The sequence below is a fragment of the Acinetobacter sp. 797_lipA genome, from assembly GCF_058243025.1.
The window spans coordinates 2,279,810-2,292,447 of sequence record NZ_JBZAYQ010000001.1 but is presented as its reverse complement, the minus strand read 5'-3'; the positions used below and the strand labels follow the sequence as shown (position 1 = coordinate 2,292,447).

At 42.3% G+C, this 12,638-nt stretch carries 12 protein-coding genes and 1 pseudogene; 6 read left to right on the top strand and 7 right to left on the bottom strand.

Annotated features, from left to right (window positions below; genetic code table 11):
• Positions 1-244: 244 nt before the first annotated feature.
• Entirely contained in the window at positions 245-1,177 is a 933-nt protein-coding gene (locus AC4CU2_RS11260; RefSeq protein ID WP_426977100.1) for an IS5 family transposase, read from the bottom strand.
• 302 nt (positions 1,178-1,479) lie between these two features.
• On the opposite strand from AC4CU2_RS11260, the gene AC4CU2_RS11255 reads away from it, so the two are divergent.
• Complete coding sequence (locus AC4CU2_RS11255; RefSeq protein WP_010326291.1) at positions 1,480-2,076, top strand: 1-acyl-sn-glycerol-3-phosphate acyltransferase; 597 nt, start codon at positions 1,480-1,482, stop codon at positions 2,074-2,076.
• 69 nt (positions 2,077-2,145) lie between these two features.
• Here AC4CU2_RS11255 and AC4CU2_RS11250 read toward each other — a convergent pair whose 3' ends face one another.
• The 4 genes and pseudogenes from AC4CU2_RS11250 to mrdA all read right to left on the bottom strand — a co-directional run bounded on the left by AC4CU2_RS11250 (position 2,146) and on the right by mrdA (position 6,202).
• Positions 2,146-2,481, bottom strand: coding sequence for a hypothetical protein (locus tag AC4CU2_RS11250; protein WP_039889749.1), 336 nt, complete (start codon positions 2,479-2,481; stop codon positions 2,146-2,148).
• Between the two features lie 165 nt (positions 2,482-2,646).
• Positions 2,647-3,383, bottom strand: a pseudogene (locus tag AC4CU2_RS11245) (sulfite exporter TauE/SafE family protein).
• Positions 3,384-3,587: 204 nt separating this feature from the next.
• On the bottom strand, positions 3,588-4,154 hold the full coding sequence (rsmD, locus tag AC4CU2_RS11240) for a 16S rRNA (guanine(966)-N(2))-methyltransferase RsmD (protein WP_490768845.1): 567 nt from the start codon (positions 4,152-4,154) through the stop codon (positions 3,588-3,590).
• A gap of 2 nt (positions 4,155-4,156) precedes the next feature.
• Entirely contained in the window at positions 4,157-6,202 is a 2,046-nt protein-coding gene (gene mrdA / locus AC4CU2_RS11235; RefSeq protein ID WP_490768844.1) for a penicillin-binding protein 2, read from the bottom strand.
• 241 nt (positions 6,203-6,443) lie between these two features.
• On the opposite strand from mrdA, the gene AC4CU2_RS11230 reads away from it, so the two are divergent.
• The 4 genes from AC4CU2_RS11230 to AC4CU2_RS11215 all read left to right on the top strand — a co-directional run bounded on the left by AC4CU2_RS11230 (position 6,444) and on the right by AC4CU2_RS11215 (position 9,359).
• Positions 6,444-6,962 (top strand): hypothetical protein, encoded by a 519-nt coding sequence (locus AC4CU2_RS11230; protein WP_004980918.1) that lies wholly within the window; start codon positions 6,444-6,446, stop codon positions 6,960-6,962.
• Between the two features lie 63 nt (positions 6,963-7,025).
• Positions 7,026-8,342 carry a DUF445 domain-containing protein gene (locus AC4CU2_RS11225; protein ID WP_004694304.1) on the top strand — a complete coding sequence of 439 codons (1,317 nt, stop codon included), beginning with the start codon at positions 7,026-7,028 and terminating at the stop codon, positions 8,340-8,342.
• Between the two features lie 77 nt (positions 8,343-8,419).
• Positions 8,420-9,079: an adenylate kinase gene (gene adk, locus AC4CU2_RS11220; RefSeq protein ID WP_004980915.1), complete on the top strand. Its 660-nt coding sequence runs from the start codon at positions 8,420-8,422 to the stop codon at positions 9,077-9,079.
• An 82-nt stretch (positions 9,080-9,161) separates the two neighbouring features.
• On the top strand, positions 9,162-9,359 hold the full coding sequence (locus AC4CU2_RS11215) for a hypothetical protein (protein ID WP_168159165.1): 198 nt from the start codon (positions 9,162-9,164) through the stop codon (positions 9,357-9,359).
• A 12-nt stretch (positions 9,360-9,371) separates the two neighbouring features.
• Here the strand turns inward: AC4CU2_RS11215 and nth are convergent, their stop codons facing one another.
• Together nth and AC4CU2_RS11205 are read right to left on the bottom strand one after the other, a co-directional pair.
• The gene (nth, locus tag AC4CU2_RS11210) at positions 9,372-10,082 is read right to left on the bottom strand and encodes an endonuclease III (RefSeq protein ID WP_078389900.1); all 711 of its coding nucleotides are present in this window, start codon (positions 10,080-10,082) and stop codon (positions 9,372-9,374) included.
• 2 nt (positions 10,083-10,084) lie between these two features.
• A complete protein-coding gene (locus tag AC4CU2_RS11205; protein ID WP_078389899.1) occupies positions 10,085-10,879 on the bottom strand; it encodes an RnfABCDGE type electron transport complex subunit B in 795 nt (264 codons plus the stop codon).
• A gap of 347 nt (positions 10,880-11,226) precedes the next feature.
• Between AC4CU2_RS11205 and gdhA the strand changes: the two genes are divergently transcribed.
• Positions 11,227-12,570 carry an NADP-specific glutamate dehydrogenase gene (gene gdhA, locus AC4CU2_RS11200; protein WP_004980905.1) on the top strand — a complete coding sequence of 448 codons (1,344 nt, stop codon included), beginning with the start codon at positions 11,227-11,229 and terminating at the stop codon, positions 12,568-12,570.
• Positions 12,571-12,638: the final 68 nt, after the last annotated feature.

The following is a 12,638-nucleotide window of genomic DNA, read 5'->3' as shown; positions in this document are numbered from 1 at the left end:
TAGTTGTCTTTTGGGAAGTCAAATTTGGATATACGAGTGGTTATGATGTCATGCATGCTTCACTTCATAAATTAGGCTGGACTCCTAAATGGTAAAAGCCTACTTTACATTTGAAACGATAAAGGTTTGGAGGTAGGTGTTTGAACTCCTAGTGAGGATTTTAATTTTGGCTACGGTATTGAAGCTCAAGGCGGCTTTGTTGCACAAAGATTTAAAAATTAAGATTTCCCATATCTACTCAAATTTAAGTGGCAACTTGGGTGTGAGGTCGGCCTAACTCTGTGAATTTATTTAATACTGCTACACGTGCATGCATCTCATTGACTTGGCTTTGAAAGTTTCTCGAACTGAGTTTATCCCCCAATAATTTGATGCAATGCATCTTAGTTTCGACCAAACTTCGCCGATGATAGCCTGACCATTTTTTCCATAGTGTCCTGCCTAAACGTTTAACTGTTCGAAGTAATTCATTTCGCTCTAGCGAGCTGATCTTTGTATCTTTCCAAGGTTTCGCATTTTTTCTTGGCGGAATCACCGCATGTGCTTGTCGGTCTGCAATTACTTGACGGCATTGCTTGGTGTCATAAGCCCCATCAGTATAGACAGAGTCAATCTGCTCATCTTGTGGAATCTGATCGAGTAAATCACCAAGCACTTGTGAATCACTCACATTATTTGTAGTGAGTTGAATAGCGCGTATTTGAAGGGTTTCAGCATCTATACCAATATGAAGTTTACGCCATTGGCGACGATATTCAGGTTGGTGTTTCTTACGCTTCCATTCACCTTCGCCTAGAAACTTTAAGCCAGTAGAATCGACGAGTAGCTGGAGACCATTACTGCTTTTTTGATAGTTAATTGCAATATCAATATGCTTTTGTCTTCTGCAGATGGTGGAATAGTCTGGTGCTGTCCAATCTAATCTACAAAGATGAATGAGACTTTGCACAAAGCCAGTGACCATGCGTAAAGAAAGACGAAATAAGGATTTGATCATTAAACAGCATTGGATGGCTGTATCTGAATAAGTTTGATTTCGACCATGTTTACCTTTGGGTTGAGCGTACCATTGCGTCTTGGGATCAAACCAAATTGAGAGATTTCCTCGATTTATTAATGCACTGTTATAAGAAGACCAATTGGTTGTACGATAGATTTTAGGTGTGGGCTTATTCATTTGAGAATTATATTGTGGAATAAGCCTTTAGAGATAGGTTTGTGCAACAAAGCCGTTTTACCTTACAGGAGTGCAGGAAATGAATCTGTGAAGATCTGTGAGTGCTTCTGTATCCTCAATAAAGAATACTATTCACGTATTTTTACCTTTAATCTCAAAAACCCTGTTTTTTCTTGAAATATTTGGAATTAAATAAAATATACGTTTATAGATTAATTGTTGTTTTATTGATCGTCTCGCCGTGTATTTGATCAGCAGCATTGCTAGAATCGGCGCGGATTTTCAGTAATGTGGTATTTTTTGTGTTCGAAAAGCTTGCAGAACAAAGTTTAGCCTTAATGGGGTGGCAGATTGATAATCATTGGGATTTGAATATCGATCAATGTGTAATGATTGCAGCGCCACATACCAGCAATTGGGATGCGCTGTACGCTCGTTTGGCATTAAAGGCCTTAGGTGTGCATGTCCGTATCACTATTAAAGACAGCTATATGAAACTACCATTTGGGCCATTTGTTCGTGCAATGGGCGGGATAGGTATTGACCGTCGTCCGAAGCATGAAGGTGAACCACGTCCAAGTATGGTGCAACTCATGAGTGATCTTTTTAAAGAACACCCTAAGTTGGTGATGTTGGTTACCCCTGAAGGGACACGTGCCAAGCAGGAACAGTGGAAAACAGGTTTTTACCATGTTGCAGTCAGTGCAGGTGTTCCAATTGCGTTAGCCTATATGGACTATGCGAAGAAAAAAACTGGGGTGGGTAAAATTATTTATCCTACTGGGGACTACGAAAAAGATATGGCTGAAATTATGGCATTTTATGCGCAAATTTCTGCTAAATTTCCTCAAGATTTCAGTGTCGATACTCGCTATCACAACGACTCAACTGTGTCTTAATTTCAAATTTAAGTCATATTAAATTAAAAAAGACAGCTTTCGAGCTGTCTTTTTTATTGCTAACTGTATTCAAGGGTTTTGCTGGGGATTGGGTAAAACCCCACCTAGTGACTGGCATGCGGCCGTATAACTTTGTAGCTGTGTTTCAATCACTTCGGGCAGGGGCAGGTCAAAAATTTGATCGCCCTGTTGATAGCTTTCTACATAGGCTTGGGCTTTTTGTTTGCTGCTGGCAAGCACTTGTTCATGATAACTGGTCATACTGCTGTGGTCTGCCTGATCGCGCTCTATATTTTGACAGTCAAAAGATTGGAGAAGTTTTTCGGCTTGTTTTATTTCTTTGGATGAGCTTATGGAGCAAGCACTGATAAAGCAAATACTCAGTAGTGCAAGAGGCAGTTTCATATAGGGTGAGCGGTGGGTTTGAAGGTGTGCCAATTGTATAAAGATTTGTGAAGTTGGAGAAAGCCCAGTAGAGCTAAGTTGTTTAAAGATGAGCCTATTTTGACACAAAACACACAATTGCTGATCCAAGCCAATGCCAAAGTGCAGAGTCAGGTTTTTATAGCACTACAGAAAGCGATAGCTGATACATAGAAAACAGCCTGAACTAAACAATAAACCCAGTACCGTATGTTTGAACTGCCGCTCAGAAATCTTATAAAACAATTGCGCGCCGAGCATGGCCGGTAGACTCACACTCAAAAGTAAGATGCCCATATAGGGCAAATGTTGCAAGTTTAAATTTCCGCGGAGCAGATAGGTGAGTAAGGTGAATAGCTGAATGGCGAAATTAAAATGCCTTAAAATTGAGCGCTGTTGCTCTTTAGGAAGGTTTTTTAACATGACCCAAGCTGAAGGCAGTGAGCCACAAAAGCCTCCCACCCCACCCAATACACCCCCAAGAAAACCAATACTGCTATCGGCGTATTTTCCAGAGTTTTGAATGAAGCGAATCTGGGGATTAAGTAGCATCAATGGACACCAAAGAATCAAAAAAATTCCTAGTATCAGTTTAAAGGTCTGTGCTTGAATGATGTCTAATAGATAGGTTCCCAATGGAACGCCAATCAGACCTGCAAGGATATAAGGTGCAACGAGGCTTTTATCAAGTTGAAAGGGGCAGATTCTGACTTTAAGGAAATCAGGTGACTCCAGACTGAGGCGAACACCACCAGAGGCGCTGCGAGCTGAGGTGCCAAGATCCAGACCCAAAATGACATGGCGATTAAGGCAAATGCAAAGCCTGTGAGCCCCTGTACAAAACCCGCCACCATTGCACCTAAGATAAAGATCAACCAAGTCATATGCGATATATTTAAAATTTTAGCGAGTGTACGATTTTTCGTTTGGTGTACATAGTTTTTAGACGTAAAAACTGACTGAAGCCTTAGCTTGATTTTGAATATGTATATTTATCTTCGTACATAGCGTAGCTCAGAACTACACGAATATGCGCTAAGACTACTTTCTTTCGTGATGGCGTAAATCAAAAGGGCGTAAAGCCGTATTTATAGGGAAACTACCACTTTCTTTTGATATAAACCTGCACGAACAGTCCCAGCTTTGGTGTTCTTCACTTGCACCCACGATGCTGGAAGTTTTAACAGATTCAAATCCCTATCGGCTTCTACATAAATATAGCCATTATTTTGAATCAGCGGATCTGCCAAGAGGGCCAGTTCTTCCCATAGCTCTAGGCTATACGGGGGGTCTAAAAAGACCAAGTCAAATTGCTCTTTTAAGGTGGCTAATGTTTGCTGTGCAGTCGCTACTTTTAACTGGGCATGGGACTTAGGTACTTTAAGGAGTTCCAAGTTTTGCGTTAAAAACTGTGCTTGACTGCGGTCAGGTTCAATCATCACTACCTTTGATGCACCACGTGATAAGGCTTCAAATGCCAACGCACCTGAACCTGCACAAATATCCAAAACATTGCTATTTTGTACATCCCACATGAGCCAATTAAACAAAGTCTCACGTACGCGATCAGGCGTAGGGCGTAAACCTTCAATACTGGCAAAAGGCAGTTGACGACGTTTCCAGTCCCCTCCAATGATGCGGAGTTGGTTTTTCATAATTAGTCTGACTCCACAGGTGCAGAAGGCGGTGTAGTTGAACGGCTTGTATTTGCCGTTGTTGAAGCAGGTGCTGTATTGGAAGTACTGGTTGGTGTAGCTGTACTTGTCCCAGTTGTGGTCGCTGGTGGAGTGCTACCACTTGGTAATTCACCCGGTTTAATTCCCGCAGTCATCAAGCCGCCACTAATTTGATGGTTTTGTGGACGAATTGGATTTTTATGACGTGTGAGCAGCCAGTAGTCTAAGATCGGACGAGCCAGCTGTGCCGCAGAACCACCATGACGACCATTTTCCCAGACCACTGCAATCGCAATTTCAGGGTTTTCCGCAGGTGCAAAGCCTACGAATAAACCGTGATCCAACTGACGTTCGGTCAACAGGGCTTCATTGTAGCGTTTACCTTGAGCAATACTTTTGACCTGTGCAGTACCGGTTTTACCTGCAATTTTATACATTGGGGTACGAATGCCACGTCCAGTCCCTGTTTCAATGACATCGACCATGGCATCACGCATTTGTATCCAGTCTTGATCGGTGCCATTGAACTGGATTTTGCCATCAGGTGCATTTAAGTCTTTATGTGGTTTCGCACCTTTACTGGTTTGTAAAACATGCGGAATCACATGTGAACCATGGTTGGCGGTAATGGCTGTTGCCATAGCTAATTGCAGCGGTGTTGCTGTAAAAGCACCTTGTCCAATACTCACTGAAATGGTTTCACCTTTGAGCCACTTGGCATCACGGGTACGCATTTTCCATTCAGGGTTGGGGTAAAGGCCTGTACTTTCACTTGGTAAATCCACGCCAGTTTTTTCACCAAAGCCAAACTGGCGCATCCATGTGTTCATTTTTTCAATGCCCATACGGAACGACAGAATGTAGAAGAAGGTATCGCAAGAGACTACTTGTGATTTATGCAAGTTGACTACGCCGTGACCTGACTTTTTCCAGTCGCGGAATTTATGCGAATCGCCCGGAAGTGTGAAATAGCCATGATCGGAAATGGCCGTGCCCCAATCAATTAAGCCATAATGAATACCACCTAAACCAAACATCGGTTTAATGGTTGAGCCGGGTGGGTAAGCGCCTTGTACAGCACGGTTATATAGCGGTTGATCGAGGTTATCGCGTAAACCGCTATAGTCGGTATGACTAATCCCCGTGACAAACAGGTTAGGGTTAAAACTTGGACTTGAGACCAAGGCCAGAATTTCACCTGTACGTGGATCCATCGCCACGATTGCACCACGACGACCTGCAAGCTGCTCTGAGGCAACCGTCTGCAAGCCATAATCGAGTGAAAGATATAAGTCATTACCACGAACGGGTTCTTTGCGACCTAAATGGCGCAACACGTTACCGTGCGCATCGGCTTCGACCGACTCATTTCCTGGTACACCATGCAGCAAATCTTCATAGGAGTTTTCTACCCCAATTTTACCAATCAGGTTAGTGCCCGCATACAAATCTTTATTGATACTTTTTAATTCTTTATCGTTAATTCGACCTACATAACCAATCACATGGGCAAATAGCTCACCATGTGGATAGTAGCGCGTCATCTGGGTTTCGATATTAACCCCAGGGAATTGATACTTAACTTCGCTAAAGCGAGCGATATCATTTTCATTGAGATTAAGTTTAATGGAAACGCGTTCAGTTTTACGTGAGGCTTTAATACGACTGTTAAAGCGCTCAATATCATCTGGTGTGAGTTCTAAGATTGGCGTTAAACGTTCAATTGTGGCATCAATATCCGTCACATCCGCTCGACTCATCGTCGCGGTAAAGACTGGATAGTTGTCCGCCAACAGCACACCATTGCGGTCATAAATATAACCACGTGCAGGGGCTAAAGGTTGTAGGCGGATACGGTTTTGATCGGATGCAGTTGAAAACTCGTCAAATTGAACCAGCTGCAAATAGGCATAGCGAGTGACTAAAATCAGCAAGAAGAAAACCACAATACCCATGGAAATAAAGGTACGATTTCGAAAAATGCGCTTTTCTTGTTGGACATTTTTTAAAGGAAAGTGCTGTTTCATACCAAATCGACTTAAACACATGGATAAAGAGGAAAATACCTGCGCGCTATTCTAACGCATGTCACACTGTTTTGATATTTGTTATCGCTGCTTCTGCTTTTCATTTTTGCCTAAATTTTGACTTTATAGACATCAAAAATATAAATTGCTGTATATAAGTGTTTTATAAATTCTGCTACAGTCAAAATCCTGTAAAAAGGGACCAATTACTAAAATAACATTACGGATAATGGTGACAATAATGACAAGAATTTATCCAGTGTTGGCACTTGTTGCCTGTGCAAACGTAGCCTACGCTCAAGATAATTCCTTTTTGCCAGATGCGAAAATTCCTGCTGGCAGTGCTCAAACGTGGAATGTAGGGGCTGGTGTAACGCAGAAATTACTGCACACCAATTTGGAGTGGGTGAATCCTTATGGCATTGCATACGCAAAAGCTGGGGTATTTATCAATGATGATTACCCTGTAGGTGGTCAGCTGGGTTTTAGATTTCCAGTTCATTTTACTGGTAAAGATAAAAATGGCTATTATCTCGGTGTTTACGCAGGGCATATTGACAGCAAGAAAGTAGATGGCGAGTACGAATCTCGCCTTGGTGGTGGTGTAGATCTTGCTTATGTGTTACTTAGTCCTGAGCGAATCAGCACTTTCAGTGTGGGGATTGGCGCAGGGGAAAAACTCGAAGCCAAATCGGGCTATGTGGTTGCAGAAACTGAACCGAGACTACAATTTTCCTATACTCTAAGTTTCGGTTTATAGACACAATATCTTTTTTAAAACGCTATATAATTCAGTTAATAAAATTAAATATGGAAGTTATGCATGCTTGAGTACGTCAATCAGTTGTGGCAAACCTTTTTGAATCGACCCGATTTTTGGGCTGTACTCAGCATTATTCCTGTGACTGCTTTTGTGACTTGGGCACACGTTTGGATGGCCCTGAAAATGGTCTTTTACCCGATTACATTTTGGGGGTTTCATATTGGGCCTTTGCCTGTGGGTTGGCAGGGTATTGTGCCCAGAAAAGCGGGGCGTATTTCAGGCATCATTACGGATAACACCTTATCTAAACTTGGTTCTTTGCGTGAATTTTTAGATGCAATGGATCCTGAGGATATGGCGCGAATCATTGGTGAGCAAGTTGGTTTTGAACTTGAGCACCTGATTGATGAAGTCATGATTGACCGTAATGCTGTACTTTGGGAAAACTTACCTTATTCGATTAAGCGTCGAATTTATGCGCAGGCACACAAACAGCTTCCGGCTGTGCTCAGAGAATTAGTGACCGAACTGACCATGAACGTCGAGTCACTTGTGGATATGCGCGATATGGTGGTCAGCCAAATGGAAGGTGACCGCAGACTAATGGTGCGTATGTTCTTGAAAGTGGGTCAGAAAGAAATCAACTTTATTTGGCATATTAGTGCCCTCATTGGGATGTTCTTTGGTATCTTCCAAATGATTGTTTGGTTTGTGGTGCCATGGCATTGGACCGTGCCATTTTGGGCCGCGGTATGGGGCTTCTTAACCAACTGGATTGCGATTTGGATGGTGTTTAATCCAATTGAGCCACACTATGTTCGATACTTACAACTGACTGAATTAACAAAAGATCGTAAGTTTCCATGGATTAAACCTGTGATTCCGCGCATTGGGACTTATAATGTACAAGGCGCTTTCATGAAGCGCCAAGAAGAAGTGTCTGATGTGTTTGCAAGTGTAGTCACAGAAGACCTGATTACGTTAAAATCCATCATGACTGAAATGATGTATGGCAATAAAAAAGACAAGACCCGTCGTATTGTCAAACGTCATATTAATGAAATCATGGAAACGCCATTGGTGAGAACATCTTTGCAGCTGTCTTTGGGGCCACGTGAATACGCAAAACTCAAGACGGACTTGATTGATCGTTCAATTGAAATTACGATGGTGCCTGTATGCGACCCAGCGTTCAATGCGAGCCGTGCACAGAAAATCTATCAAATGTTTAGAGACCGTATTCGAGAGCTAACACCGAAAGAATTTCAAAACTTATTACGTCCTGCATTTCAGGAAGACGAATGGATTTTGATTTTATTGGGTGGGGTAACGGGCTTCATTGCGGGTACAATACATTTGTTTGTAGCTTTCTTATAATTAGATGCTAAAAATATGTCGAATTTTTCGACATGTACAAAGTGTCAAATACATTGTTTAAATGAGGATGTTTTTTTATGCGCATTATCTTACTCGGACCACCTGGAGCAGGTAAAGGTACACAAGCTCAGTTGATCTGTAAGCGCTACAATGTCCCACAAATTTCAACCGGTGATATGCTCCGTGCTGCAATTCGTGAAGGAACTGAACTCGGTCTACAAGCTAAAAGCGTGATGGACAATGGTGGTCTTGTATCTGATGAACTGATCATTGGTTTAGTGAAAGAACGTATTGCGCAACCTGACTGTGTAAATGGCTGTATCTTTGATGGTTTCCCACGTACCATTCCTCAAGCCGAAGCGCTTGAAAATGAAGGCATCAACATTGATCACGTGATTGAAATTGATGTACCTGACGAAGAAATCGTACAACGTCTTTCTGGTCGCCGTCAGCACCCTGCATCGGGCCGTGTTTATCACATCGTTTACAACCCACCTAAAGTGGAAGGTAAGGACGACGAAACTGGTGAAGAGCTGGTACAACGTCCTGATGACCAAGAAGCAACGATTCGTAAGCGTTTAGGTTCATACCACACTGAAACTGAACAGTTGGTTGGTTTCTACCAAGGTCGCGCAGCGTCTGGTGAAAATGCACCAACCTATGACAAGTTGAATGGCTTACGTCCAATTGACGAAGTACAAGCAGATTTGTTCGCGATTCTTGATCAAGACAAATAATTGCATGTTTTAAACATGGCAATGTTTTGACATTGAAAGAGCTCTAAGTCATATTAGGGCTCTTTTTCTTGATCCTCTAAAAATGGAGTCGCGTGTGGCACAATTTGGAATCATTGTTTTAATTATTGTTGCTGCGGCGGTATTGGTGGGTTTGTTTTACATTAGCGTAAAAATGCTACGCGATGTCAGTAAACAAGAAAAAATGTCGAAGAAGCAACCAGAACGTCAGTTACATCCGAAGTTGCAGCAAGACTTAAAAGATAAATCAAATCAACAATAAAAAAACTGAACTTTAATGTTCAGCTTCTATCGTCGTTGTGGCAATACGTGCTGCACCAAATTCAAAACGATCTGGCCAGTTACACACATCTGAAACAATACACTCATGGCATTTCGGTTTGCGTGCGATACAGCAGTATCGACCATGTAAAATCAGCCAATGATGCGAGTCAACAATAAATTCTTTCGGTATGACTTTAACTAAACGGTGTTCGACTTCAAGCACATTTTTGCCGACCGCTAACCCTGTACGATTGCCTAAACGAAAAATATGCGTATCGACCGCCATGGTGGGTTGTCCAAAAGCAGTATTTAAGACCACATTGGCGGTTTTTCGTCCTACACCGGGCAAAGCTTCTAAATCGGCACGGTTGTTTGGCACGATGCTGTTATGTTTTTCAATCAGTATCTTACAGGCTTTAATGACATTCTCAGCCTTTGCATTATATAAGCCTATGGTTTTAATGTAGGTTTTTAAACCATCGACCCCTAAGGCATAAATCGTTTCAGGTGTATTGGCGACTGGAAAGAGTTTATCTGTAGCTTTGTTGACACTCACATCCGTCGCCTGAGCAGACAAGGTCACAGCCACCAACAGCTCAAAAGGACTCGAATAATTCAATTCAGTTTTGGGATTTGGACGTTGCGCGCGTAAACGTTCAAAAAAGATTTGGATTTGCTTTTTGGTCATGCTTTTTACGGGTTTTCCGCTTGTAGTGAGCATGCTTAAGCTCCCTGTAACTGATGAAGCTGTTGGGTTAAGTCATCTAACAACAGACGTTTTTTCGTATCTTCACGCACGCTGAGCTGCTTTTCTAGTTTTTTGATTTGTACACGTAATTTCGCCAGCTCAATGGTGGCTTTTGCATCGAGCTTTGCTGCCATTTCTGGCTCTTTGTCGAGGATTTGAATATCAGGTACAGCATCGTTCTGTGCTGAAAACTGGGCAAATAACGCCGTATCAATTTCTGCACGAACTACTGGACCTTTACGGTGTAGACGCTGTTTTTCTTCACGCTGAATGTGCGCGTAATAGCGTTGTCTTAAATCATCTTGCTCAGCTTTGCGCAAGATTTCCGTCGGTATACCGCTTACATCTGGAATAAGGTCAATACAGTCAACAGGACAAGGCGGAATACACAGTTCACAGCCTGTACACAGGTCAGTCAAAATACTGTGCATGAGTTTACCCGAGCCAACAATGGCGTCTACAGGACAGGCACTAATACATTTGGTACAACCAATGCATTCATCTTCACGAATGATTGCTTTCATTCTCTGTGGGCGGCCATCGGCTTGAATAGGCCAAACACTTTCCTCTGCAATTAATGCTGGTCGGTTTAGCAACTGAGCCAATGCATCGGCTACAGGCTGCCCGCCGGGTACACATTTATTGGCTGCTTCACCTTCGCTGATGGCTTGGGCATAAGGCAGACATCCATCACGATGTCCGCAGAGTCCACATTGGGTTTGGGGAAGGAGAGCATCGATATTTTGGATCAGGGAAATGTGCGAATTCATGCGTAAACCAATCCTGCAGATGAATTTGCAGAGATATTAGAAGAAATAGGTAGATCACTGAATTTTACCATGTTTTTTTTGATTAATCCTGTGTTCTAAAATGGTTCATTGATTGCATCATTTCTGAGCAAAAAAAGATTTTAAACCTGTGTTTTCATTGGTGTTTTTTTATAAGCAGTTTCTAGGTATATTTTATATAAATAATTGTTATATAAATGATAAATATGTTTTTTAAAAGAAATGTGTTGTGAATTGTTGGTAAAAGATATTTAATTGTTTGCGCCAAAATTTAACATTGTTTATAAAATTTGACCAATTTTGATCCATTTTCTGCTGAGGATTAAGCGTTGAAATATAACAGCCTTAATGAGTTTTTAGATTACGTGAAAACACGTGATGAACATCAACCCGAGTTTCTACAAGCGGTAGAGGAAGTCATGACCAGCCTTTGGCCGTTCATTGAAAAAAATCCTCGTTATGCAGATCACGGTTTGCTCGAGCGTTTGGTTGAGCCAGAGCGTGCGATTCAATTCCGTGTTTCATGGGTGGATGATCAAGGTCAAACCCATGTAAACCGTGCTTTCCGTGTTCAATACAACTCGGCAATTGGTCCATTTAAAGGTGGTATGCGTTTTCATCCATCGGTGAATTTATCGATCCTAAAATTTTTAGGCTTTGAGCAAACCTTTAAAAATGCGTTAACCACACTGCCAATGGGCGGTGGTAAAGGTGGTTCAGACTTTGATCCTAAAGGGAAGTCTGAAGGCGAAATTATGCGTTTCTGCCAAGCGCTAATGATTGAGCTATACCGTCATCTAGGTTCAAATACGGATATCCCTGCGGGTGATATTGGTGTGGGGGGCCGTGAAGTGGGTTATATGGCTGGCATGATGAAGAAGTTGAGTAATGACACTTCATCTGTGTTTACGGGTAAAGGTTTGACCTTTGGTGGTTCTTTGGCGCGTCCTGAAGCAACGGGCTACGGCACAGTGTATTTTGCTGAAGAAATGCTGAAAACCCGTGGCGACTGCTTCCAAGGCAAAACAGTCACGATTTCTGGTTCTGGTAACGTAGCACAGTACGCAGCTGAAAAAGCAATGTACCTAGGTGCGAAAGTCGTTTCATTGTCTGACTCTGCGGGTACAGTATATGTGAAAGCAGGCTTTACCGATGCTTTACTGGCTGAAGTGATGGAACTGAAAAATGTGAAGCGCGGTCGTATCTCTGAGTTTGCGTCTAAGCATGGCTTTGAATACTTAGAGGGTCAGCGTCCATGGTCTATTCCATGTGATATCGCATTGCCATGCGCAACTCAAAATGAGTTAGATCAGGCGGATGCTGAAGTGCTCCTTGCAAATGGAGTAATTTGTGTCGCTGAAGGGGCAAACATGCCTTCTACCTTAGATGCAGTCGAAAAATTCGTTGAAGCGAAAATTTTATACGCACCAGGTAAAGCATCCAACGCGGGTGGTGTTGCGACTTCTGGCTTAGAAATGTCACAAAATGCTTTGCGTTTGGGTTGGACTTTTGAAGAAGTCGATGAGCGCTTACATGCGATCATGAAAGAAATTCACCGTAACTGTGTGAAATACGGTACACAAGCAGATGGTACTGTGAACTATGTCAATGGTGCCAACATTGCAGGCTTTGTCAAAGTTGCAGATGCAATGCTTGCTCAAGGCGTATTCTAAGTTTATATACACTTAGAAAAATTCCAATAAAAAAACCGAGGCTTGAGGCCTCGGTTTTTTTCTAGGTC

Bases quoted from the DNA above. Each gene is read 5' to 3' on its own strand.
- AC4CU2_RS11260 (WP_426977100.1), bottom strand. From the start codon at position 1,177: ATGAATAAGCCCACACCTAAAATCTATCGTACAACCAATTGGTCTTCT.
- AC4CU2_RS11250 (WP_039889749.1), bottom strand. From the start codon at position 2,481: ATGAAACTGCCTCTTGCACTACTGAGTATTTGCTTTATCAGTGCTTGC.
- rsmD (WP_490768845.1), bottom strand. From the start codon at position 4,154: ATGAAAAACCAACTCCGCATCATTGGAGGGGACTGGAAACGTCGTCAA.
- mrdA (WP_490768844.1), bottom strand. From the start codon at position 6,202: ATGAAACAGCACTTTCCTTTAAAAAATGTCCAACAAGAAAAGCGCATT.
- AC4CU2_RS11230 (WP_004980918.1), top strand. From the start codon at position 6,444: ATGACAAGAATTTATCCAGTGTTGGCACTTGTTGCCTGTGCAAACGTA.
- AC4CU2_RS11225 (WP_004694304.1), top strand. From the start codon at position 7,026: ATGCTTGAGTACGTCAATCAGTTGTGGCAAACCTTTTTGAATCGACCC.
- adk (WP_004980915.1), top strand. From the start codon at position 8,420: ATGCGCATTATCTTACTCGGACCACCTGGAGCAGGTAAAGGTACACAA.
- AC4CU2_RS11215 (WP_168159165.1), top strand. From the start codon at position 9,162: ATGGAGTCGCGTGTGGCACAATTTGGAATCATTGTTTTAATTATTGTT.
- nth (WP_078389900.1), bottom strand. From the start codon at position 10,082: ATGCTCACTACAAGCGGAAAACCCGTAAAAAGCATGACCAAAAAGCAA.
- AC4CU2_RS11205 (WP_078389899.1), bottom strand. From the start codon at position 10,879: ATGAATTCGCACATTTCCCTGATCCAAAATATCGATGCTCTCCTTCCC.